The following is a 24,300-nucleotide window of genomic DNA, read 5'->3' on the forward strand; positions in this document are numbered from 1 at the left end:
GTTACCGAAAGACGCCTCTTGCCATGCCCTACATCGCTGTATTATTGCGCAGCCGCAAGGACCTTGTCAAACTGCGTTTTGTTCATGCCTACGATTTTATGTTCGCCGATCACCGTTACAGGCACGGCGCGCATGCCCATATCCCATACCTGCTGCGCATATTCGTCGTTCTGCTCGATGTTGCGCTCCTCGTAAGAGATGCCCTTCTCGCTCAAAAAGCTCTTCACCTGACGGCAGTGCGGACAATTCGTGGATGTGTACACCACAACTTTTTCCATAGTAGGTTACCTCCCAAGTATTTCTTTTTTTGTTATTATAACACCTTACGCGCTCTGATGAAAATTAAAGCATAACCGCGCTGTGCTCAAGACTCTCAATGTATTTCTCGGCGTCCATAGCCGCCTTGCAGCCGCTGCCTGCGGCCGTAATGGCCTGTCTGTACCGGGTATCCTGCACGTCGCCGCAGGCGAATACGCCCGGAATGTTCGTTTCGGAAGTGCCCGGTGTCGTTACGATATAACCGTTCGCGTCCGTAGTAATCTGTCCTCCGAGGAAAGCCGTATTCGGATGATGGCCGATCGCCACGAACACGCCGCTTGCCGGGATGATCTCTTCTTCGCCGGTTTCGTTGTTCAGCACCTTCAGCCCGGTTACGCCGGTATCTCCCGCCAGAACTTCAAGCGGTGTGCGGTTCAGACCCCATTCCACTTTCTCGTTGTCGCGGACACGGTCCTGCATAATCTTGGATGCGCGAAGTTCGTTCCGGCGGTGCACCAGCGTTACTTTGGAGGCGAAACGGGTCAGGAAGCCAGCTTCCTCCAGCGCGGAGTCGCCGCCGCCCACCACAATAATCTCCTTGCCCCGGAAAAAGAAGCCGTCGCAGGTTGCGCAGGTGCTGACGCCCCGGCCCACATTGTCCTGCTCACCGGGAATGCCCAGGTATTTCGCTGTAGCACCGGTGGAGATGATCAGTGTATCGGTCTCAAGCGTACCCAGTTCTTCAACGTTCAGCTTGAAGGGACGCTCGCCCAGCTCCACGCTGTTGACCCAGCCGCTGACAAATTTCGCTCCGAAACGCTCAGCCTGAGCCCGCATGTTGTCCATCAGTTCCGAACCTAGAATTCCATCCGTAAATCCCGGAAAATTCTCGATCTCCGTCGTCGTGGTAAGCTGGCCTCCCGGCTGCGGTCCTTCGATAACCAGCGGATTCAGATTGGCGCGTGCCAGGTAGATTGCGGCAGTCAGTCCGGCCGGTCCGGTACCGACAATAATGGATTTATACATAAGTACATCCTCCTTAATTATGGAACGATAGAAGTGCGAGCTCGTAAAATCGTACAATCTATAAGCTGCGCGCTTACCCTTGGCCTTATATTTCTACGGGAAAAGAACGCCTGAAGGCGATACGGGATCGCCGGGTTCGGAAGCTTGAGCACAAAGGACGGCAGGGTGTTCCTCTTATTTAGAATTATTATAATCTAGAATTTATTATGATTGATACGGGTGAAATTGTCAATATGCCAGACTTGTCATCCGGGAACTATTTTGTGAACAATTTAATTTTTAAAAACTTTTGCTCCATCGATTCATTACCGCAGCAGCCGCAGTCCGTTCAGAATGACGAGAATGGTGCTGCCCTCATGGCCGACGACGCCGAAAGGAAGCGCGATTCCCTCGGTAAAGTTGCTGATAATCAGCAGTGCGATGACGCTGATGGCAAATGTCATATTCTGCTTCACGATCCGCTGGGAGCGGCGGGCGAGCGATATGGTCGACGCAATCTCTTCAATATTGTCGTTCATCAGCACCACATCCGCGACTTCAAGCGCCGCGCCGCTGCCCTTCATGCCCATCCCCATGCCTACTGTCGCCTGCGCGAGTGCCGGCGCGTCGTTAACCCCGTCGCCGACCATGACCGTATGGCCGTACTGCTCACGCAGCGCGGCGATATGCTTCACTTTGTCTTCCGGCAGCAGATCGGCAAAGACGAGATCGACGCCCGTCTTCACACCTATGGCCTGAGCCGTGGCCGCCCGGTCGCCGGTCAGCATCGCCACCTTGATGCCGAGCTCCTGCAGCTTACGGACCGCTTCCTCCGCCTGCGGGCGCATCGTATCCATAAGCGCGACCATGCCGGCGATTTGGTCTCCGTCCAGAATAACGGATACAGTCTTGCCGTCCTTCTCGAGGGTCGCACGCTGCTCTCTCCAGAATGCCAGATCTTCTGCCCGCAGCGCAGGCTTACCGTCCTCTGTGCCCGCTTCATCCAGAATATTGGATTTGCCGACCTTCCACAGCTTTCCGGCAATGACGCCTTCGACCCCCCACCCGGTCAGAGAGCGGGAATCCTGTACGCTCCACATCTCCAGGCATTCATTCTCGGCTTCGCGTACAATCGCTTCGGCCAGAGGATGGCGGGACATGCTCTCGATGGAGGCGCTCACTCTCAGCAGCTCCAGCCGGTGGTATCCTTCACCGACGATAAAATCGGTAACTTCCGGTTTGCCCTCCGTCAACGTCCCCGTTTTGTCAAAAGCGACGACAGCGGTGTGCGCCATATTTTCCAGATGCGCTCCGCCCTTGAACAGAATGCCTTTGCGCGCGCTCCGAGAAATCGCGGACAGCATCGCGGGCATAATGGACGATACCAGGGCGCACGGCGAGGCGACAACGAGGAAGACCATCGCTTTATAGAACGTGTCGCTCCAGGACCAGTTCAGGACAAAAGGAGGCAGGAAAATGAGTGCAAGCGTCAGCGCGACTACGATCCGGGCGTAAATCGCCTCGAACTTCTTGATGAACCGCTGGCTCTCCGGAACCTCGGACTCGGCGTCCTCCACCATTTTGACGATTTTGGAAAACAGCGTATGCTCTGCTGATTTCGTGACTTCGATATACAGCGCGCCTTCGCCGTTTAACGTACCTGCGAATACCTCATCCCCGTAATACTTCTCAACAGGTACCGATTCGCCTGTGATCGACGCCTGGTCGACCGACGATTCACCCCGGTACACGGTTCCGTCAGCGGGAATCAGCTCGCCCGGGCGCACCAACAGCAAATCGCCGATAGCCAAGTCGTCTATCGCCACTTCGTTCATGGCTCCCTGCTCAATGCGCAGCGCTGTCGCCGGCTTGAGCGCCATCAGCGAAGAGATGTCCTTGCGGCTGCGGTCCATCGTATAACTCTCCAGAGCACCGCTAAGGGCAAAGATAAAGATCAGCATCGCCCCTTCGTTCCAATATCCGATCGACGCCGCCCCAAGCGCCGCCGCGATCATCAGCAGGTTAACGTCGAGGTCATGCTCCTTGACGAGGGTTTTCACTCCCTCTTTCGCTTTGATCCAGCCGCCTAACGTATAGGAGACAACATACAGGCAGATGGACAGCGCCGGCGACCAGCCGCTGAGGCTCCAGGCCAGAAGCATAAGCAGCCCGCTTCCAAGCGCCGCTTGCATTTCCGTATTTTGAAGCATCGCCTTCGGATCGAATTTTCTTCCTTTGGGCGCTCCCGGTTTCTTGAACTGCTCGTCGTACGACGAGATGCGCGGCATGGATTTCGTAGCTTCTTGCATCGCAGACACCTTCCTTATGAATTGATTTGGATATTGGACTTTAGGGCTAATGATAATGAAAGCCATTCTTACAGCCCTTAAAATGACACATGCTGCCCCGGCTCCGCCGGGACAGCATGGTAAATGAGAATGATAATCATTGTTTCTTCGCTACAAAATGTTTTCCTTGATGCAACTTTATAGTAATCATATACCCCGCCCTGGAAAATGTAAACCGGTGTACAAGCCCGAATTTTGCGGAGCTTCCCAAAAAACACGCTTCTGAGAGGCGCTTGCAATGCGGCGGCTGCCTTAACTAAAAGCGCCTAAACTCCGTTTGAACACTCCCCTCCCTACGCTTAGGCTTAAATGAAGGCGGTCCCGGAAGTATCTGTCCTGACCCGATGGAAGAACGCAAAAATGACCTCAAGCCTCCACAATCACGTGGAGGATGAGGCCATTTGAGACAGCCAAAATTCTCGTTTATAGCAAGGGGCCAAACCTCCAAAAATGACGTTGGGGACAGCTCCTGCCCTTTGAAATGTACGCAGAAGGAAAATATGATCACCGAGGTTCCTGGAACCGCTTGTTACAGTCTGCCGGAGGCCGCATCCGTGCTCTCATGCCGGTCCATCCAGACCAGGCAGGCCGCCCGAAGCAACGCTTCGGTCCGATGGGCGGCGCCGCAAAAAATCCCGTTCAGCCCGATCCGGTACAGATCGGCCAGCTCCGCCGCCGCCGGACCGCCCGCGGCGAGCACGACCGCCGCCGGCTTGATGCTCCGCACGGCGGCGAGAATGCGCTCCGCCTCGGGAGCGAAACCCGCGGCGCTCTCCTCCGGCGCGGACCGGTCCGCCGCGCCGTCCAGCACGAGGAAATCGGCGATGCGCCCGATTTCCGCCGCGGCGGCGGGATGGACATCCGGGGCGATCAGCGCCCCGATGCGGCACGCCGCCGCGAAGCGGTGGCCGAGGGTCTGCTCGGCCACCGACTCCATGAATTCGCGCGCAGCGGCGAATTCGGCCGGGCTGGCGGGATACGGCGCCAGCAGATCCAGGCGGCAGTCGCCGCCCTCGCGCTGCCGGTCCTCCAGCGCCGTGAAGAGCGCTTCCAACAATGTGTCCTGAAGCGCGGCGAGCCGGTCTGGGCGGGAGTCAAGTTCCGGGACGACGGGCAGGCTTACCGCCACCCATTCCCCGTCCGCCGATCCCAGCAGCGAGGCGGCTTCGTCGCGCAGCAGGTAATGGACCCGGCGAAGCGCCAGATCCGCTTCCGGTCCTGCCCCGCCGGCCAGCCAATCGCCAAACAATGAAGATAAAGGCGTCAGCCAGTCCTCGCTTCGGACCAGGCAGGGCCCTGCAGGAGCCGAGCCCGATTCGCGGGTTAACGGCCGATCCTCCCTGCCCTCCGGGAGTACAAGGAAAGCCGGACGGGCTCCGCGTAAAGAAGGCGGCAGATACGGGTCTTCTGCGCCAGCTGGCATTTCCGCAGCCGTTCCGGATGAATACGGGTATTCCACGCCTTTTCGTACACTATCCTGCCGTTGTTTATCCCCCATCTTTGCACCTACCTTATCGGTTATGGTTTGTAGCCGGACGCCGCCTAAGCGGCTATCCGGCTGTTATCCTTCTTGCGGTCTCTCTACATGAATACGGAGACGGAGCATGAAATATGCAAGTACGGGTCTTCCCTTTAAGGGTGATCTAACATCCGGCCGGCAGGCGTCTATCTTATCCGGCGATTACTCCTCGGCTGGCTGCAATCGCCTGCTGTAAATCGCCTATAATGTCGTCAATCGCTTCCGTGCCGATCGACAGGCGGATCAGCTCGGGGGTCACGCCCGCCGACAGCTGTTCTTCGCTGGAAAGCTGCTGATGAGTTGTGCTGGAGGGGTGAATGATCAGCGACTTGGAATCGCCGACATTCGCCAGATGCGAGAACAGCTTCACATTCTCGATCACTCTGCGGCCCGCTTCGCTTCCTCCCTTGATGCCGAACGTCAGGATCGCTCCCTGGCCTTTGGGCAAATACTTCTGCGCGAGCTCATAGGAAGGATGGCTCGGCAGCCCCGGGTAGCTTACCCATTCCACATCCTCGTGGGCTTCCAGGAATTTGGCCACCTGGAGAGCGTTCTGGCTGTGGCGCTCCAGCCGCAGATGCAGCGTCTCGAGGCCTTGCAGCAGCAGCCAGGAGTTAAACGGCGAGATCGAAGCGCCGATATCGCGAAGCAGCTGGACGCGCGCCTTGATAATATAGGCGATGGGGCCCAGGGCATCGGTATAGACCAGTCCGTGATAGCTGGGGTCGGGCTCCGTCAGACCCGGAAATTTGCCGCTGGCTTTCCAGTCGAATTTGCCTCCGTCCACGATTACGCCGCCGATGGAGGTACCGTGGCCGCCGATGAACTTCGTTGCCGAATGAACGACAATATCGGCTCCGTGCTCGATCGGCCGAAGCAGATACGGGCTCGGGAACGTATTGTCGACGATGAGCGGAATGCCGTGCTCATGCGCAATAGCTGCCACCGCTTCGATATCCAGCACATCGCCCCGCGGGTTGCCGATCGTTTCCGCATATAGCGCCTTGGTGTTCTCGGTGATGGCGCTGCGGAAATTTTCCGGGTTGGCCGAATCGACGAAATGAACCTTGATGCCAAGCTTCGGAAGCGTCGTGGAGAACAGGTTGTAGGTCCCCCCGTACAGGCTTGAAGAGGATACGATTTCGTCTCCGGCTCCGGCGATGTTCAGAATAGAGAAGGAAATCGCAGCAGCGCCCGAAGCGGTCGCAAGAGCCGCCGCGCCGCCTTCCAGCGCCGCAATCCGCTGCTCGAACACATCGGTCGTCGGATTCATCAGACGCGTATAAATGTTTCCGAATTCCTGAAGCCCGAACAGATTGGCAGCATGCTCCGCATCGCGGAAGCCGTAAGAGGTGGTTTGATACAGCGGAACGGCGCGGGAAAATGTAGTCGGGTCGATTTGCTGTCCGGCATGGACGGCTAGGGTTTCAAATGAAAGGCTGTTTTGTTCTGGCATATTCGATTCCTCCCTTTTTTTCCCTATTCTCTCACAAAGAATTCCGTTTGAAAAGACTTATTCTTATTATCCCGCTGAGAATTATAAGAAAAGTTACAAATTATAAAAAAAAGCCGCGGCCAAAGAGGTTTTTCCTCTTATAGCCACAGCTTGTCCAGCACGTAAAACGATCAATATCCGGCAATATTCTGCTCGCCTTTGGCAATCGCGACGCCGCCGCTCGTTCCGATCCGGCTGGCTCCCGCTCCGACCATCGCCAGGGCGTCTTCCGCGCTGCGAACGCCGCCGGAGGCCTTGACCCCGATGTCCGGCCCAACGGTTCTGCGCATGAGCGCAATATCCTCCTTGGTCGCGCCGCCGGTGGAGAAGCCGGTCGATGTCTTCACATAATCGGCTCCGGCTGCCACCGACAGCTTGCAGGCGCGGACCTTCTCTTCTTCCGTAAGCAGACTGGTCTCGATAATGACCTTGGTCAGCGCCTTTCCGCGGGCGGCTTCCACCACGGCGGCGATATCTCGCTTCACCAGCTCGTCGTCGCCATCTTTAAGCGCGCCGATATTGATGACCATATCGACCTCTTCCGCTCCGTTAGCGATAGCGTTCGCCGTTTCAAAAGCCTTGGTCTCCGGCGTAGAAGCTCCCAGCGGAAAGCCGATTACGGTGCATACCTTCACCTCCGGCGTATCCTTCAGCACTTCGTAGGCGACGGAAACCCAGGCCGGATTGACGCATACGGAGGCGAACTTGTAGCTTTTGGCTTCCTCGGCCAGTTTTACAATATCTTCTTTACGGGCATCCGCTTTAAGCAGCGTATGATCGATCATCCGAGTCAGGTTGGTTTCACTCATATGCAATTTCCTCCATAACGTAGATAGTGATTTGCTCACTCCCTGTAATCATACCAACTAGGCGCTTTTTTGCATAGCGGACGGCTTTGAAGGATAGCTCGCCAGGTACTTAATCCCGGATTATCAAAAGCGATGGATAAAACGGCCCAAAGGAATTAGCAAAATTTCGACTGCAATGAATTTTTTTGTTAATTGTTGTCTTTTCCGAATTAGAAAATATAGGTATAATGTAGCAAGTATCCTCAAATTTTCGACATATTCCAATTTTTGATTCTATTTTTACTAGAGAGAGGAGATTGACACACCAAATGGGAAGCTTTAAATTCGAAACCAATCCGGCTTCGCGCGCGCTAAATGTTGTCGTAGAAGGTTCTTTCTCACAGGAGGACGCCGCACGTTTCGTCGCTGCCTACAACGATTCCGTAAGCAAGTTCAATCCTAAAGATTACGATATCGTGCTGGACTGCACGACGCTGAACGTCACCGCTCCCGGGGTCGTCCCCATGCTGGAACAGTGCTACTTGATGTACAAGGAATCGGGCTTCAAGAACGTCGTCTTTACGATTGCCAAAAATCCTGTTCTCAAAATGCAGCTTGGCCGTATAGCGCGTACGACTAACCTTGCGAATTACGAGATCAGAGAGGTCTAGGGAGGTGTTTCCTCTGGAGCATATTGCGATTCGCCAGGCCGCCTATTATCACCCGGAAAAAGTCGTGCACAACGATTATTATTTGGATCATTTTAAAAGCAGAGGCAAGGATATTGCCCGCTTTTTGCAAGTGATGGGCAGAGAGCAAAGATATATCGCCGCCGAAGGAGAGAACGCGCTGACCATGGGTTATCAGGCTGCGAGGAAGGTGCTTTCGGATGCCGGACTTGCAAGCGAGGATCTTGATATGATTGTCTTCTCGTCCCAGACGCCGGAATATACATATCCTACCAACGCACTGCTGCTGCATCATAGGCTTCGCGGCAAATCCCGCACGATTACACTCGACTCCAACGCGAACTGCGCCGGCATGGTGGCTGCGGTAGAACAGGCCAGCCGTTATATGCAGTCGAACCCCCATGTTCGCTATGCTCTGGTCGTAGGAAGCGACCTTAGCTCGGTGAACTGCAACCCCGAAGATGAAATCACATTACCCAATTTCGGAGATGCCGCGGCAGCCGTCATTCTGGAGCGCCGCGCCGAGCGGCCGGGCTTCATTGACTCCTTGTACTATACCGATTCCGATGACTGCGAGAATATCATGTTCCCGGCATGCGGCCTGTCCAATATTTATAATCCCGAAATGACACCTGAGCAAATACGGATTTCCTGGAAGCCGTTTGACGGCACCTGCGTGGTTGAACCGGCAGCGGCCGATATCGAGGAAGTGATGCGGCGTAACGGGTTGACTCTGGACGACATTGCGGCCTTTTGCCTGTCGCAGTTCTCACTGAAAAATATCGAGCTGATCTGCGAAAAGCTGGGCGCCGATATGGATAAATTCATCTATGTGGGAGACGAGTTTGGCTATACGGGGACAAGCAGCCCTTTTATTGCGCTGCAGCGCGGCATTGAACAGGGGAGCATCAAACGGGGCGATTACATTTTCTTCTGGTCGGTGGGAGCCGGCTGGCAGCTTCCGACCGTTCTTTTTCAATATTAAATGGCCTTCTACAACTATTGACAAAGAACCTCCGACGGCGTCTAGCCGTTATCGGAGGTTCTTTGTTCAGGGTCAACGCCGGGGCAAAAACGCACCGGACTTGTAGAGGATTATTTTCCGGCCAGAGAATTGAGGTCAATAAACGGAGTCGCGCCTCCGGTAACGGACGGCAGCTTCCCGTCCCATTTATCCAGCGCTTTTTCCTGGACCTCAATCTGCTTCAGCTGGACGAGTTCGGGCGTAACTTCCTGCTTCTTCAGCTTTAGCGACTGGGCCTCGGCCTGAGCCTGGGCGACTTTTTGCTTAGCCTCGATTTCGATCCGCTTCAGATCGTTCTCCGCTTTCAGCGCCTGCTGCTGGGCTACCTGCTTTGCTTCAATCGAATCGTTAAACGCTTCGGAGAATTTAAAATTAACAATGTTGATGTCGTTCACAATCAAATCGTATTTTGCCAGCCGGTTCTTCAAATGATCGCTAATCTCGCCGGCAACCACATCGCGTCGGGTAATAAGGTCCTCCGCAGGGTATCTGGCCGTAACTTCCTTAACGATTTCCTGAATGGCCGGATTGATGATCACCGAGTCGAAGTTGCCGCCGATATTGTTCATCAGATTGTACGCCGACTCCTTGTTCACCGAATAGTTCACCGCTACATGCGTTGATACGGGCTGAAGATCCTTCGACGAAGCCGAGGTGTCGGTTTCCGCCTTGGTTACCTGCGTGTTGACCTGGATGATGGTCTGGATAAACGGAAGCTTGAAATGAATCCCCGGCGATAAAACATTGTCGTTCAGCTTCCCGAACGTCTTGTACAGCCCTACGTGCCCGTATTCGACCGTGGAAAATGCATTCCCCCCGATCAGCAGCACGATAAGCCCAGCCGCGACAGCGCCGATAATTCTTCCGGAACGAAACGACCGCAGCTTTGGATTAGTTGCCATATTCACAAACATTCCCCCTAATGTTTTGCGGGAAGCCCCGAAGCGGGATGCTGTTTCGGCGTCCAAAGTCACTCTGCCCGGTTCTGCCGGCCTTCCGCTATAACCAAGTATACGTCCGGGATGAGTAAAAGGTCGCAAGTCGGCCAGAAATTAAACGGCACAGGCCGGTTGTTGAAGGCCGGAAGCCTTTGCTCAACATTCAGCCCGATATGTCCGCCTCCATTCCCCGAACGCAAAAAGCGCAAGCTCATGGGCGATGTCGCTCATGGGCTTGCGCCTTACGGGTTATAGAGCAGTCACGCCTGGCTTCCTGCTGTTACAAATCAGCATCTAGACCATTCCCCCCGCCTTTAGGACGACATCGCCGCTTTGGCGGGAATCCATAATCTCGCACATAAAGTCCAGCGCTTCTTCCTCGTCCTTGCCTTTGGTGCGGATGGTGATGACAAAGCCTTTTTTGAGCGGATACAGCATCATTCCCAGCAAGCTTTTCGCATCGATGACCGCATCCGGCTTCAGCAGTATAATCTCGGAGAGGTAACGTCCCGCTTTGATCGATATGCTCTTGAGGTCATCGGAGGAGAAGTCGCGGGTCAAAGTAATATCGTGCACGCGCATTAGTAGATCCCTCCCAAGGTTGTTACCTCAAATTTTAACATCGGGAGCGGCGGCTTGAAAGGGAGTCCGGCCCAGTATTCATGACAAAATCGGGAAACCTTCATCCGCCGGCTTCTAAAGTGCGGTCTCGGCACGCTCTCTCGGGCATTATTGGCGGTAAAGTCCGGACGCCTTCACTTCGTCGAAGAACGTGTTGAACTCGTCGAAATTAAGCTGCTGCGCCGCGTCGGACAGCGCCGTCGCCGGATCGGGATGAACCTCGACCATAATGCCGTCGGCTCCCGCCGCAAGGGCAGCCTTTGCGCATGGTGCGAGAATGTCCTTGCGTCCGGTGGAATGGGTAACGTCGACCAGCACCGGCAAATGGCTCTCCTGCTTCAGAATCGGCACGGCGGAAATATCGAGCGTGTTGCGCGTCCATTTCTCATAGGTGCGGATACCGCGTTCAATCAGCATGACCTGCGTATTGCCGCGGGACATAATGTACTCGGCCGCGTGCAGGAACTCCTCCATCGTCGCCGCGAGTCCGCGCTTCAGCAGTACGGGTTTGTTCACTTCGCCCGCCGCCTTTAGCAGCTCGAAGTTCTGCATGTTGCGCGCGCCGATCTGAATGATGTCGACATAATCGAGCGAAGGCTCGATATGCGCCGGGTCCACGATTTCACTGATGGTCAGCAGGCCGTATTCATCCGCAGCTTCGCGCAGGATGCGCAGGCCGTCCATGCCGAGACCCTGGAAATCGTACGGCGAGGTGCGAGGCTTGAACGCACCGCCGCGCATTACGCGAACGCCCGCCTTTTGCAGCGCCGCAGCTACCGCCCGGGTCTGCTGCTCACTCTCGATCGAGCAAGGACCCGCAACCATCACCGAAGCGCTGCCGCCAACGACAACGTCTCCTGGAAGGAGAATAACCGTGTCTTCCTTGCGGGTCTTGCGGCTGACAAGCAGGCTCTTCTTATGCTCGGCGCTTTGCAGATCAAGCGATGCCTTGAAGATCTGCTTGAACAGCGTGCGGATCGTGCTTTCCGTGAACGGTCCCTTGTTCTCTGCAACGAGCTTATCCAGCATCTTCTTTTCCCGTTCGGGATCGAATTTCGGTACGCCCTGCTTCTCTTTGACAGCTCCAATTTCACGGACAATCTCCGCCCGCTCCGAAATCAGCGCAAGCAGCTCACTGTTGATCTCATCCAGCCGGTTTCTCAGGTTTTCCAATTCTGCATTACTCATAACTATTTCTACACTCCTTCTTATTCTTTTATAACAACGCAAAAAAGCTCTCCGTCAAGGGACGAGGAGCCGTGGTACCACCCTTATTTAGAGCCGTTCTTCAAAGGCGAAGGAATTCAGCTCTGTCTTTAACCCGGTAACGCGGGGCGCGGAATTCCCTACGCATGCCAAGTAAAAAGGCACTTCAGGAACCGACTACGAAGTGAACTTCGGCGGCAATCGTATCCGGGGCAGCTCTCAGTCTTTGGCGTGCCTTCCCTGTTCGGACCCGCAGGTTTACCGCTTACTCTCTTCGTCAACGTCTTTGCTTTATGATTACTGGTGCCGTTCAGACGGCAGCGAGTCGTTTCTTCTGGTATCTTAATGGATATTGTCGCCCGATGCAATGGCTCTGACCAACGCATTAAAGCATTAATACTGCAAAACTTTATCTCAAGTCCTTTTTCCAAAAAATGTAGTACATGTCCACTCCGCCGAATAGGATAAGTTGTACGCGACCCATCCGGCTGAAAGAGGAGACGAAACCGTGGACATTTTTATCGGCTACATTTTTCTTGGCATATCGCTCTCGGCACCTATCGGGCCCATTAACGCCGCACAGTTGGACAAAGGCATCCGGAGCGGCTTCTGGCATGCCTGGCTTGTTGGGCTCGGGGCCATCTGCGCGGACATTTTATATATGCTGCTTGTCTATTTCGGCGTCATTCAACTGCTGGAGTCCCCGTATGTCAAAGCTTTTCTTTGGCTGTTCGGTTTTTTGGTGCTGGTGTACACCGGAATCGAGAGCATGAAGGATGCCGGCCGCAACACGTACCCGGGGCAGACAAGAGATGATGCCAGCCTTAGCAAATCGCTGCTTTCCGGATTTCTGATGTCCCTGTTCAATCCGCTGTCGATCCTGTTCTGGCTCGGCATTTACGGTTCTGTACTGGCCAAAGCGGCTGCGGAGTACCCGATGCGTCAGCTTCTCTTTTACAGCGGCGGCATCGTGCTCGGGATTCTTCTCTGGGATATCAGCATGGCAGGAGCGGCCAGCTTTTTTCGCAGATTCTTGACCGCCCGCGTATTAAAAAGCTTGTCCATCCTATCCGGATTGGCGCTGATCGGCTTCGGACTGTACTTCGGGAAGGAAGCGGTCAGGATTATCTTTTTCCACTAAAGCCGCGATTTTCGCAGCCAAATGCCCTTGATCCGGAAGCTGGGTCCACCGCTTAACCGCCCATGCCGGGGAGCAGCAGCCGGTGTTTCCGGCTTGTCCTCCTCTGTTTCGTCGCCGCTGCGCCTTTTGCGCATATACTGGACAATTGCGTCGCAGCCGGCAATAAGGGCCACAAGCAGCAGGCTGACGATGAAGCCCGGCCGGCTCTCGTGATGAAAGATCGTCCCGGCGACCGCCGCAGCGATCAGTATGAGCCCGCACCAGCGCTTGACTCCGCTGAATCTGAAAGGCTTTAGCAGCCTGGCCGAGGACAGCAAAATAAACGACCAGTTGTAGAGCAGCATAAGGCCCGCAGCCGTGGTGATGTATTCATACACCTTTCCCGGCATCAGGCGAGACATGACGATGGTCGCCGTTAGACCTGCCGCAATCAGGCTCAGCGCTGGCACCGGATATTTATTCTTCAGCTTCCGCGAGAACAGCTTGGGGGCGTCCCCCTCCTGCGCAAGCGTGATGATCATGGAAGTGACGGCATAGAGCGATGCAGTCATCGTGGAGAAGCCGGCAATGATCAGCACCCCGTTAAAGACATGGGGAACAAAAGCCAGATGGTCGCTGCTTAAGGCCAGCACGAACGGGCTCTCCTTCGAATTAAACCGGGAATGGGGCACCATGATGATCGCCAGGGCGATCGACAGGACATACACGCCCGCGAGCAGCAGCAGCATGATCTTCCCCGCTTTCGGGGCTTCCTCCGGCTTCTGGAGCCGGTAAGACATAATGCCGAGCGCCTCAATTCCGCCATAAGCGTAAAAGGCAAAGATAAAAGACGACCACAGCCCCATTCCGCCGCTTGGAAACCATTCTTTGGCCGTCAGCGGCAGATTCGGCTTAAACCGCCCTCCGTCGATCCACCCCATAAGCAGCCCCGCCGCCAGTACCAGAAACATGACGATCGCGGCCATTTTGACTACGGCAAGCACATGCTCCACCCGGTCAAAGCCCTTATTGCCGAAAAAGACAATAATCAGACCGAGCAACCCGAAACCGGCGGCGAAAATCCACATCGGAACGGAAGGGAACCAGAACCTTGAGAATATGGACAGCGCCGTCAGCTGACTCCCCATAATGAGCAGCTCGGAGCACCAATACACATGCCCGCTCCCGAATCCCGCCCATCCCCCGAACGCCTTCTGGGCATAAGAACGGAAAGAGCCCTGCTCGGGATGATCAGCGGTCATTCGGGACAGCGCGTCGAAGACGACGTAGGTTCCGGCTGCAGCCAGAAGATAAGCAATCAGTACGGACGGTCCGCCAATCTTAATCGCAAGGCCGGAACCGAGAAAATAGCCCGTGCCGATCGTTCCCGCCACTCCGAGCAGGGACAACTGCCACCACTTGAGCTTTCCGCCGCCTTTTGAAGACGATTGATTGTCCATAATTCCATCCTCGCTTGAAGTAAATTGCATGCTGAATTTAGAATGCCTATGTTTGGCTTTTTTCATGTGCAAGCTACCAAAAAAAGAGACGATAACGATTAACCGTTACTCGTCTCTTCGCTTAACTTTCAGTGCTGCCGGGTTCCCGGTTCAGCTCTCCCGCTGCTTCTTAAAAAAACTTCCCGATCATTTTCCGGATCGTCTCGCTTCTTACCGGCTTGCTGATATATTCATCCATCCCCGCCGCCAGACAACGCTCCCGGTCATCCTTCAAGGCGTTGGCTGTAATCGCAATAATCACCGGAATCTTCTCCTTCGGGAGCGTGTCCTTGACAACCTTGACCACTTCCAGCCCATTCATGCCCGGCATCTGGACATCCATAAAAGCCAGATCGTACATCTCGTCGTTCAATGCGTGAACGGCCTGCAGCCCGTCGGAAACGATGGATACGGAATGCCCCCGTTTCTCCAGCATTTTCCTCAGAACAATCTGGTTGATTTCATTATCCTCGGCTACCAGAATCCGCAGAGAGCGGTCCGATCCTCCTTCGCGCGGCGTATCCTTTACCAGCCGGATCCTGCCCTGCTCAGCCTTCCGGAAGACGACCGTAAACACGAAGGTCGTTCCTTGCTCCGAATCCTCAAGTCTGATGCTGCCGCCCATCAAGCCGACCAGTCTTTTCGCGATGGCAAGTCCCAGTCCCGTTCCCTCATACTGCCGCTGCATAAAGCGATCCGGCTGGTAGAACGGCTCGAACAGCCTTTCCCGCTGATTCTCCGGGATGCCGACGCCGGTATCGGATACCTTGACTTCAAGCTTTACCTGATCCCGGCCGATGATTTCTGCCGCCCGAACCTGGACGGTCACTCCCCCGGTATTGGTAAATTTGACGGCGTTGCCCACAAGGTTCATCAGAATCTGCTTCAGGCGTTCGCTGTCCCCTCTTACAAATTCCGGTATCTCCGGATCGACTGAAATCCGCAGCGTCAGTCCCTTGCTCTCCGCTTTATGGGCAAGCACCATAACCGCTGATTCGATGCAAGGCCTCAGTTCAAAACGCTCCTCCTGCAATTCGGTGCGTCCCGCTTCGATTTTGGAGAGATCGAGAATATCGTTGATGATCGAGAGCAGCGTGTCGCCGCTTTTTCGAATGATCTCCAGATACTCCCGCATGGTAGAGTCGGGCGGACTCATATCCAGCAGCAGGTCCGCCATGCCGATCACTCCATTCATCGGAGTGCGGATTTCATGGCTCATGACCGCCAGAAACTCGCTTTTGGCCTGATTCATGCTCTCGGCGAGTTCTTTTTCGATCAGGAGCTTCTTCTGCTCGGTTATATCTTTGGCGATAATATAGTAACCCGTTATGGTATTGCTAATAATAATGGGCGCCACCGTCGCAATGACTTCGACATAATGGCCGTCCTTATGGCGAATACGGTCGATATCCGGCTCTTTGAACGTGTGCTCTGCCGAAAAAGCGAGAATGCCGTCTACATGCTCTTCTCCGACAAGCATCGACACATTCATTCCGGTCAGCTCCGAGATGCTGTATCCTGTCATCTGACAGACCCGCTCATTCCCGTTGATCATATTCCCCAGCAAATCGATCGAGATGATCGCATCGTGATTGTATTTTTTCAGCGAGGTGTACCTCTCCAGCATTTCCTGCAGCTGCCGCTCCACGACTTTGCGCTCTGTCATATCGCGTCCGACGGCCAGCACATTTCGGCTATCCCCATCCTCCACAATACGAATCGTGAAATCAAGCCATATGTAGCGGCCGTCCTTATGCCGCACGCGCAGCTGGACGCTTTGGCGCTTCATCAGCTCCGGGCCGGTGACAAGCTGCTCATCGTCCGGATGCAAAAGGTCATAGTTTCGCTTCCCGAGCAATTCCTCCGGCTGATACCCGAGTAATTCAGAAATGGAAGGGGAGCAGTACAGGCACACCCGGTCAATCGAAGTATAATAGATGATATCTCGCATATTGGCGGCAATGGAGCGGTACAGCTCGTCATCGCCAGGCAGTCCCTTTGGGTACGGGGCATCCGGTTTGGAGACAGGGAGCAGATTGACAATGAAATACCGGGACGACTGAACCTCGGACTCTTCGATTAACGTCAGCCGCAGCCGCACCCATACAGGCTCCCCTTCCTTTGAAACCATCCGAAGCTCTTGTTCCTGGAAGGTTGCAGTTCCTTCATTTAGAAGCCGAATCATCCGTTCCGCTGCAGGTACATCATCCGGGAGGATTACGCTCGTGAAGCTGCGCTCAAGCAGTTCTTGTTCGCTAAGCCCAAGAATGCCGGTAACGGCAGAGTTGATGTCTGTCCATTTCGCATCAACGGAAAGAAAGCCTTCTCCGACAGCCGCCGTCAAGAAAGCCTGTTCAAAACGGGAATAGCCATCCGTATATTTTCTCAGCAATTGCTCCACCTGCCCGTCTGTGGAATGAAAAAATATGTTGAAATTTATCGTTTAAAAACTTTATTATTAATATCTTGTATATCCGGGCGAAAGTCAAATGCAAATCCCGTTCCTTTCAGCCAATCCGAGCCTGCTGCCTGCGGTTTATCATCATGCGCTCCCCCAGAGCTTTCTTGTTCCAGATGATGTTCAGCAGCCGGTAAAACGGCCTGCTCCCCCGGCAAGCAGATTAAGTACGATTTCCGTGAATGTTCTTACATGAATCGGCTTGGTAACATACCCCGCAAACCCCGCCTGCCGAGCTTTGGCGATATCGGACAATTGGGCAAATGCGCTGATGGCCAGGACCGGAACATGGCGCGTGTATTCCCCGTGCCGCAGGTGTTCCAGCGTCTCAAATCCGTTCAGCCCCGGAAGGCCAATATCCAGAATGATGAGGTCCGGCCGCTGCTGCTTTGCCATTTCGATTCCATGTTCCCCCGTTTCGGCTTCCAGAAGCAGGACGTCAGGCAGATTTTTTTTGAAAAGATGATGCATCAGCGCCATATTCAGCGGATTGTCTTCCACATACAGGACCTTTTGCGAACGTTCTTCCATTCACTTCCCCCCTTACAGCGGTCCCGGCCATTCCAGGATTTCCGTAAAAATGAAAAAACCGAAGAAAGGGGACTATCCCCTTCCTTCGGCTTATGTTCGGCTCATTTGCATGTCCGACTCATTCCCGCCTGAACCATCTATGAATTGAACGTAAACGCGATAACGCTGTTATCTTTATTGAAATCCCAGTCCACATAAATATCGGCCAGTTCCTTGCCGAACAGATCCGCAATGGTGGTGGTCTCCAAATAACGCTTCTCCATCTTTCGCTTGGTCGTCTTTAGTGTATTCTCGTAGCCAAGATCGATCAGCTCTTTCTCCAGCGGAATCAGAATACCTTCGCGTTTGACGATCAGGGTGCGGGGATTAATCCACCATGAGGTTGTCCGGTCCGGGAACCTTTGTACCTTGCGGCTTACTTCATTAATCTGGTTATGAACCTCGTCCTGTCCCTCGTAGTCGTCCGTGAAGGCCTCACCGCCCTTGATCAGAGCCACAATCATACCTGATGCGTTATGTATACCCCAATCATAAAAAATCTCAGTAACCTCTATCTTCATCTCGCTCTTTATATAGGAGGACAATTCGGGAAGAAGAGACTTCATCAGCAGCTCTCGAGTGTAGCGAAAGGCCTGCTCCTCCTCTTTACTGAGCAAGAAACGCTCTACCGGTCCCATAAAATTTCGGATGTGCAGCGCAATGCATGGCTTCGCAATTGAAGCGTATACGGACTCGGGACCTCTCCCGAACCGCTCTCTAAGCAATCTTCCCGTGTAACTGGAAAGCTGTCCCGCCAGGTCTATAGTACTCATACATTTTCCTCCAGCATCAATTTCTCTAGTTTCTTGGCAAGCCCTGGGGGAGGCAGTCCGTCTGCTGAAAAAACGGTATGCTAACTTAGTATAATATCTTCCGGGCGCTTCGTATATAGAAAAATACACCTGGTTTCCGGGGCGAGGTCCATGCTTCCAAATGCCTCTTTCCGTTTGACAAAATACGAGGAGGTTACCGCATACACAGAAGGACAGGCCGGCAAAATCCGGCCTGTCCTTTGTATTCGATCCTGATTTCGAACCGAAGAGAATGCTATTTCAGCTGCCAATCGCTGATGTTGAAATCTTTTTTGGCCAGCTTCTCTTCCACCAGGAAGTTCTTCGTGCCTTCAAGCAGCGAAAGTCCGTCATCTGTAAAAGCGGTATCCTTCAAGTCTTCGATCGGGCTTACCTGCTTGACGATATCCGGCGTCGTGTTCCCGATCTCGGCAAGGAACTTGTAATATTCGTCCTGATGCTGCTTCAGATCGGCCAGCGCTTTCTCGCGCGCCTCGTTCCAGATCTTCGGGAAATCCGGGAATTTCGCCAGATAATCCTCTGAAACCACGGTCACGCTGGAGCCAAGAAGATCAGGGTGCTTGGAGGCATCGTCCAAAGCCGGATACCCGTCGGAAATTTGCTTGACCGCCTGAACGCCGGTGTTGGTCGTCGCATCAATGTCGCCGCGTGCCAGGGCCGCGGTAGCGTCAGGAATGAGCATATGCACGAGCTTGTAATCCGTCACCCCTTCTTGCTTAAGCAGTCCCACAAGATAGCGGTGCATGAAAGATCCCTTCTGGGTGGCTATGGTCTTGCCCTGCAGATCCTTTACCGTCTTCGGGCCATCCTTCTTGCCAATGATATAGCCGACCGTATGGGCAGATCCTTGGCCGATCAGGCGGGTCTTGGCACCACCGGCATAAGCGATAATGGCGGGTGTATCACCAAGCGAGCCGAAATCGAGCCGGCCGCTGATCAGCGATTCCGTCTGGTCCGGTCCGTTCGGGAAGCTGGTCAGCTTCACTTCTGTAATGCCGTGTTTCTTGAGCTCCTCCTGAATGATGCCCTTATAGAAGCCCCAGCCTTCCGCCCCGCCGGGAAGATTCAGCTTGTTGGCCCCGATGAAGCCGTAATTCAGCACCGAAGGAACACTGGTCTTGGCGCTGTTCCCGCTGCCCGCTGCCTCTGCCTTATCCGCCTCTCCCGCACTGCTGCCTGCGGAATTCCCGCCGCTTCCGCAAGCGGAAACGGCCAGCATCATCATGACCATACTTGCGAGAAGCACGAAGCGAAAGCCCCGTGCCCAGCCCCCCTGAATCTCTCTATACACCTTTGCCATCCTCTATTCTCCCCTTATAGTAGGTATTTGCTCCTGCGAGCCTTGAGCAGCTAGAATGCTGCCCGTTGCGATAACTGAACCATATAGCTATGGCTGGCTACAGGCGTTCTTCCTCTTCCCCAGCCCACTTTCTCCCGGTACCCGCCAAGAAGCCCCTGCTCCGCAACCTCCGTTTCCGTAATGCCTGTCGCAGCTTCCGAATCCGGCGCTACATACAGGGCATCCACCGGGCAGTACAGCTCGCACATAAAGCAGGTCTGGCAATCGCTTTGCCTTGCAATGACAGGAACCTTGCCGCCTGACTGATCGAACACGTTGGTCGGGCAGACCGACACGCATTGATTGCAGCCGACGCACCGGTCCGCACTGATGACTTCAATCACGACAGTACACGCTCCTTTGCCGAAAACTCGGGCTTCACCCAGACGGTATCCAATCCGCCGCTGATTAACCGGTAATGCTGGTTGTCATCGATTCCTTTGTGGTCCTCGCGTTTATGCATGCCCCTTGTTTCCGTCCGGGCGAGCGCTGAGGAGTACATCCAGCGGGCCGTCGCTGTCATGGCCGCCGTTTCCCGAAGCTTCACGCCTTCGGCAGTGAGCTCCACTTCCTGACCGCGCTGCTCTTTCCACAGCCGGTCGAGCCGTCCGAGGGAAGCCTCCAGGCGTTCCCCGGTTCGGAACATATTGATGTCATAAGGCGCAACCTCCGCCTGAACGGCAGCGGTGTATTCCTGTGCCCGCGAGCCTGCTGCGGGCTTCGCTTTCTTGTCCGTCAGCTCGGAGGAGGAAAGTCCGACCGGCGCGCGTCCCGCTGCATGCCGGCCAAGGCTCAGCGCATAGCCGGCGGCTCCCTCTCCGGCGAAGGAGCCGGAGGACATGGCCCAGGCGGCATTGTGGCTGCCGCCGCCGGTGAAGCCACCGCAGATCAGCTCGCGGGTTGCGGCATCCCCGGCGGCGTAGAGCCCGGGCACGCCCGTCCCGCAAGACTCATCCGTAATCCGGATGCCACCGGTGCCGCGGACGGTGCCTTCCAGCCGAAGCGTTACAGGGAAGGCGTCTTTGAACGGATTGATGCCGAGCCGGTCAAAGGGCAGGAAGAAATTCGTCTGCGCCACCCGCAGAAGGGGCTGCAAATCCTCTGGCGCCTGATCCAGCCGGGCGAAGACCTTTCGCCCCGCCAAGAGATTCCGGGCAATGACGGAGCGCCCTTTCTTGGAACCCGCACCTTCCACAACAGTTCCGTCCTCATAATAAAAGCTGGCATAACTGTAATACGCCGTCTTGGTTACGGAGGAGAATGTCGGGCAGATGGCGTAGGCGTTGGAGAACTCCATCCCCGACATCGCAGCGCCCGCCTCGGCGGCGAGCAGAAGCCCGTCTCCGGTCAGCACGTTGCAGCCTAGCGCCTTGCTCAGGAACGCGCAGCCCCCGGTTGCGATTACAACCGCTCCGGCGATGACCCTCCACGGTTCCCCGCTTTGCGTCTGCACGCCGGATGCGCCGGCTACGCCGTGCCCGTCCGCCAGCAGCTCCAGCGCCGGGCTGTGGTCGAGAATGGTAACGCCCGCCTTTTTCACCAGCTTGCGCATCAGCCTCATATATTCCGGCCCCTGCAGACTGCGGCGGTGGGGATTGCCGAATTCATCCACCGGGAATGGGTATCCCGACAAGCTGAGCCGGTTCATATTCTCATACGTCCGCTGAAGCACCCGGTCCATCCAGCTGTTCTCCGCCAGACTGCCGCCCAGAATGAAACGGCTTGCCTTCGCTTTCTCGCGAAGCTCCTTATCAGGCTCCACATACCAGACGCCCGTACCGGACGGAGCGGTAGCTCCGCTGGAGCCGCAATAGCCTTTGTCGGCCAGCACAACCTTGGCCCCTTTGGCCGAAGCGGTCAGCGCGGCCCAAGTGCCGGCCGGACCTCCACCAATTACGAGCACATCCGCTTTTAACTCCAGTGAACCCTTTTTTACCGTTTCATTCATTGCTGTTACCTCCTCCGAAATCTTGGTTGTGGAATAGATTTATCCCCGGAAGCTGTCCCGCCAGAATAAAAACCTGCGCTCCAGCACCCGGAAAATCGAATCAATCAGCTTGCCGACGAAGGCGAAAATGAGAATCCCGACAAAGATAATATCCGTACTTGAGTTCTGCTTCGCTTCATTAATAAGGAAGCCGACTCCCGACTGCGAGCCGATCAGTTCGGCAACGACCAGGCTGATCCAGGCCACCGCCAGCGACAAGCGCAGGCCCAGAAGAATATTCGGCAGCGCCCCGGGAAGGATAAGCCGCCGCAGCCGCTGGTACGGGCTGAAGCCAAGCACCCTTCCGACCTCCAGCAGCTTATGGTCGACATGCCGGATGCCCATAAAGGTATTGAGGTAAAGCGGAAAAAAAGAGCCGCTGATGATAATGGCCACTTTGGACACTTCCCCGAAGCCGAACCAAAGGATGATCAGTGGGGCAATCGCCAGATGGGGAACGAGGCGCAGCACCTGAACGCTCGGGTCAAGCAAATATTCGGCCCTGCGGAACAGGCCCGTCAGGATGCCAAGCAGCAGGCCCGCTGCTCCGCCGATCAGAAAGCCGAGGAGCGCCCGTTCAAGGCTGACCCCGAGATGATGCGCAAGCTCGCCCGATACCGCCAGGCGGGCAAAAGAGCGGACGATGGTAAGCGGTGTCGGCAAAAATTCGGGCGATACCCAGCCGGCGCTTCCGGCGGTCTGCCAAAGCGCAACCGTCAGTACCGGCAGTATCGCGCCGGCCCCGAGGTCAGATAGATACGGCTTCCAGGAAACCGGCCGGCGGGATGCCGCCGCTGTTCTGCGCACCGCTTTGAGCCTGCTTCTTCCTTTCCTCACGCCCGTTCCGGGCTGGGCAATAACTTTGGCTCCTTCACTCACTCTCATTCTCTCCTTTCTATCCCGCTATAAGCTTGCTTTCCAGCGGAGCAGCCGATGTTCAATCAGACGCATGGCCGTATCGCTTAGCAGACCGCAGACTGCAAAGATGATAATCCCGACGAATACCACCGGCGTATCGGCAAACTGGCGGGCGTCCGACATCATATAGCCGATCCCCGAGGTGGACGCAATCAGCTCCGCAACGACCAGACCGAGCCAGGACAGTCCGGCCGACAGGCGGGCGCCAAGCATAATATGCGGCACCGCTCCCGGGAGCACGAGCTTGAAAATCTGCTTCGTTCTGCTGAAGCCAAGCACCCGGGACACCTCGAACAGCTTGTTATCCACACCGCGAATTCCCATGAAGGTGTTAATATAGAGCGGGAAGAACGCGGCTTTGGCAATCAGCAGCACCTTCGACTCCTCCCCAATGCCGAACCAGAGGATGAACAGCGGGACTACCGCGAGGCTTGGAATCATCCGGATCATCTGCAGCGAAGGATCAAGCAGTTTCTCCGAGCGTCTGAACAGTCCGACCAGAATCCCAAGCGTAAGCCCAAGCCCCCCGCCGAGCAAAAAACCGAGCAGGACCCGAACGGCGCTGACCAGGAGATTGCTCCATAAATCCCCCGAGGCCGCAAGCGAAGCAAAAGAGACGGCTATCGTATACGGCGTCGGAAACAGCAGGTCCGAGATCAAGCCGTAATGCCCCAGCGCCTGCCACAGCGCCAGAACGGTTACCGGCAGCAGCAGACCGAGCAGGACCTGCGCCCCTCTTGCGGGCTTGCCTGCGGCTTCAATGGCGGCGGCACGGTTGCTCATGATCATTCCCTCCTTCTCTTCAAACAAAATATATAATTCCAATCAATTAAATCGGATATAAGGCCGGTCAAATCCCTGCTCCGTCGGTCAACTCCAGCTCTTCCACCTTTTCGAACTCGCTGAGCACCTTCAGCCGCAGCTCTTGAAAAGACGCGGTCGCTTTCTTCCTTGGATACGGAAGATCGATGCGGACGATTTTTCGGATTTTACCGGGCCGCGGTTCCAGAATGACCACCCGGTTGCCCAGAAAGACCGCCTCGTCGATATCGTGGGTCACAAAGATCATCGTCGTCCGGTTGGTCCGCCAGATATCCAGCAGAACCGACTGCATATGCGCCCGGGTAAACGCGTCAAGCGCGCCGAACGGCTCGTCGAGCAGAAGAATTTTCGGATTACGCAGGAGCGCCCGGGCAATCGCCACCCGCTGGGCCATGCCGCCGGACAGTTCGCGGGGATACGACTTTTCAAAGCCCTTCAGCTTCACCAGCTCGATCAGCTCATCCACCTTCTTGCGAACTCCGGGATCGCGCAGCGACAGGTCGGAAGCGATATTCTTCTCCACGGTCAGCCAGGGAAAGAGGCGATGCTCCTGAAAAATAAACCCCTTGTCAATGCCCGGACCGTCAATCCTCGCCCCTCCCAGCGTCACCGTCCCGCTATAACCCCCGTCCAAACCGGCGACGATACGCAGCAGTGTGCTTTTGCCGCAGCCGCTTGGACCGATCACGGTAATAAATTCCCCTTCTTCCACATGAAGCTCGACATTATGCAGCGCCTGCACCGGACCGCCTGCGGTTTCGAACGTCTTGTTCAGATTGGAAATGTCCAGCAGCGTTTGTCCCATACCGTTCCTCCTTTTCTATTGAACCCGCATGAACGTACAGCTTAACAACCAATTTGCACAAAAAAAACAGAGGTATCGC

Annotated in this window: 22 protein-coding genes; 3 read left to right on the forward strand and 19 right to left on the reverse strand. The window is 55.3% G+C overall.

Annotated elements, in window-relative coordinates; all coding sequences use genetic code 11:
• Positions 1-41: 41 nt before the first annotated feature.
• From PSAB_RS21000 to deoC, 6 genes are all read right to left on the reverse strand, one after another.
• On the reverse strand, positions 42-278 hold the full coding sequence (locus tag PSAB_RS21000) for a glutaredoxin family protein (RefSeq protein ID WP_025336538.1): 237 nt from the start codon (positions 276-278) through the stop codon (positions 42-44).
• A 64-nt stretch (positions 279-342) separates the two neighbouring features.
• Positions 343-1,284, reverse strand: a complete 942-nt coding sequence (trxB, locus tag PSAB_RS21005) for a thioredoxin-disulfide reductase (RefSeq protein ID WP_025336539.1) — start codon at positions 1,282-1,284, stop codon at positions 343-345.
• A 305-nt stretch (positions 1,285-1,589) separates the two neighbouring features.
• Positions 1,590-3,572: a heavy metal translocating P-type ATPase gene (locus PSAB_RS21010; RefSeq protein ID WP_025336540.1), complete on the reverse strand. Its 1,983-nt coding sequence runs from the start codon at positions 3,570-3,572 to the stop codon at positions 1,590-1,592.
• Positions 3,573-4,140: 568 nt separating this feature from the next.
• The gene (locus PSAB_RS24760) at positions 4,141-5,109 is read right to left on the reverse strand and encodes a hypothetical protein (RefSeq protein ID WP_025336541.1); all 969 of its coding nucleotides are present in this window, start codon (positions 5,107-5,109) and stop codon (positions 4,141-4,143) included.
• Between the two features lie 172 nt (positions 5,110-5,281).
• A complete protein-coding gene (locus PSAB_RS21020) occupies positions 5,282-6,586 on the reverse strand; it encodes a homocysteine synthase (protein ID WP_025336542.1) in 1,305 nt (434 codons plus the stop codon).
• Positions 6,587-6,756: 170 nt separating this feature from the next.
• Complete coding sequence (deoC, locus tag PSAB_RS21025) at positions 6,757-7,434, reverse strand: deoxyribose-phosphate aldolase (RefSeq protein ID WP_025336543.1); 678 nt, start codon at positions 7,432-7,434, stop codon at positions 6,757-6,759.
• A 308-nt stretch (positions 7,435-7,742) separates the two neighbouring features.
• Here deoC and PSAB_RS21030 point away from each other — a divergent pair, with 308 nt between their 5' ends.
• Both PSAB_RS21030 and PSAB_RS21035 read left to right on the forward strand, forming a co-directional pair.
• The gene (locus PSAB_RS21030; protein WP_025336544.1) at positions 7,743-8,084 is read left to right on the forward strand and encodes a hypothetical protein; all 342 of its coding nucleotides are present in this window, start codon (positions 7,743-7,745) and stop codon (positions 8,082-8,084) included.
• A 13-nt stretch (positions 8,085-8,097) separates the two neighbouring features.
• Positions 8,098-9,087 (forward strand): ketoacyl-ACP synthase III, encoded by a 990-nt coding sequence (locus PSAB_RS21035; RefSeq protein WP_025336545.1) that lies wholly within the window; start codon positions 8,098-8,100, stop codon positions 9,085-9,087.
• A gap of 110 nt (positions 9,088-9,197) precedes the next feature.
• On the opposite strand, the gene PSAB_RS21040 is transcribed toward PSAB_RS21035, so the two are convergent.
• From PSAB_RS21040 to PSAB_RS21055, 3 genes are all read right to left on the reverse strand, one after another.
• The gene (locus PSAB_RS21040) at positions 9,198-10,028 is read right to left on the reverse strand and encodes a prohibitin family protein (RefSeq protein WP_025336546.1); all 831 of its coding nucleotides are present in this window, start codon (positions 10,026-10,028) and stop codon (positions 9,198-9,200) included.
• 330 nt (positions 10,029-10,358) lie between these two features.
• Complete coding sequence (locus PSAB_RS21050; RefSeq protein WP_025336548.1) at positions 10,359-10,646, reverse strand: HPr family phosphocarrier protein; 288 nt, start codon at positions 10,644-10,646, stop codon at positions 10,359-10,361.
• Positions 10,647-10,793: 147 nt separating this feature from the next.
• Positions 10,794-11,873: a bifunctional 3-deoxy-7-phosphoheptulonate synthase/chorismate mutase gene (locus PSAB_RS21055; protein ID WP_025336549.1), complete on the reverse strand. Its 1,080-nt coding sequence runs from the start codon at positions 11,871-11,873 to the stop codon at positions 10,794-10,796.
• A 526-nt stretch (positions 11,874-12,399) separates the two neighbouring features.
• Here PSAB_RS21055 and PSAB_RS21060 point away from each other — a divergent pair.
• A complete protein-coding gene (locus PSAB_RS21060) occupies positions 12,400-13,032 on the forward strand; it encodes a LysE family translocator (protein WP_025336550.1) in 633 nt (210 codons plus the stop codon).
• On the opposite strand, the gene PSAB_RS21065 is transcribed toward PSAB_RS21060, so the two are convergent.
• The 10 genes from PSAB_RS21065 to PSAB_RS21110 form a co-directional block, all read right to left on the reverse strand.
• Positions 13,029-14,471, reverse strand: a complete 1,443-nt coding sequence (locus tag PSAB_RS21065) for an amino acid permease (RefSeq protein ID WP_025336551.1) — start codon at positions 14,469-14,471, stop codon at positions 13,029-13,031. The two genes, PSAB_RS21060 and PSAB_RS21065, sit on opposite strands and share 4 nt — an antisense overlap.
• A gap of 169 nt (positions 14,472-14,640) precedes the next feature.
• Positions 14,641-16,902: a PAS domain-containing hybrid sensor histidine kinase/response regulator gene (locus PSAB_RS21070; RefSeq protein ID WP_025336552.1), complete on the reverse strand. Its 2,262-nt coding sequence runs from the start codon at positions 16,900-16,902 to the stop codon at positions 14,641-14,643.
• A 189-nt stretch (positions 16,903-17,091) separates the two neighbouring features.
• Positions 17,092-17,499, reverse strand: coding sequence for a response regulator (locus PSAB_RS21075; protein ID WP_025336553.1), 408 nt, complete (start codon positions 17,497-17,499; stop codon positions 17,092-17,094).
• Positions 17,500-17,636: 137 nt separating this feature from the next.
• On the reverse strand, positions 17,637-18,311 hold the full coding sequence (locus PSAB_RS21080) for a Na-translocating system protein MpsC family protein (RefSeq protein WP_025336554.1): 675 nt from the start codon (positions 18,309-18,311) through the stop codon (positions 17,637-17,639).
• A gap of 274 nt (positions 18,312-18,585) precedes the next feature.
• Positions 18,586-19,650 (reverse strand): ABC transporter substrate-binding protein, encoded by a 1,065-nt coding sequence (locus PSAB_RS21085; RefSeq protein ID WP_025336555.1) that lies wholly within the window; start codon positions 19,648-19,650, stop codon positions 18,586-18,588.
• A gap of 50 nt (positions 19,651-19,700) precedes the next feature.
• Positions 19,701-20,033 (reverse strand): 4Fe-4S dicluster domain-containing protein, encoded by a 333-nt coding sequence (locus tag PSAB_RS21090; protein WP_025336556.1) that lies wholly within the window; start codon positions 20,031-20,033, stop codon positions 19,701-19,703.
• Positions 20,030-21,637 (reverse strand): FAD-dependent oxidoreductase, encoded by a 1,608-nt coding sequence (locus PSAB_RS21095; protein ID WP_025336557.1) that lies wholly within the window; start codon positions 21,635-21,637, stop codon positions 20,030-20,032. The genes PSAB_RS21090 and PSAB_RS21095 overlap by 4 nt, the downstream gene beginning before the upstream one ends.
• Positions 21,638-21,676: 39 nt before the next feature.
• Entirely contained in the window at positions 21,677-22,561 is an 885-nt protein-coding gene (locus tag PSAB_RS21100; protein ID WP_084266587.1) for an ABC transporter permease, read from the reverse strand.
• A gap of 18 nt (positions 22,562-22,579) precedes the next feature.
• A complete protein-coding gene (locus tag PSAB_RS21105; RefSeq protein WP_025336559.1) occupies positions 22,580-23,377 on the reverse strand; it encodes an ABC transporter permease in 798 nt (265 codons plus the stop codon).
• 67 nt (positions 23,378-23,444) lie between these two features.
• Positions 23,445-24,221, reverse strand: coding sequence for an ABC transporter ATP-binding protein (locus PSAB_RS21110; protein WP_025336560.1), 777 nt, complete (start codon positions 24,219-24,221; stop codon positions 23,445-23,447).
• Between the last annotated feature and the right edge of the window lie 79 nt (positions 24,222-24,300).

Source organism: Paenibacillus sabinae T27 (assembly GCF_000612505.1).
Lineage (GTDB): Bacteria > Bacillota > Bacilli > Paenibacillales > Paenibacillaceae > Paenibacillus_AQ > Paenibacillus_AQ sabinae.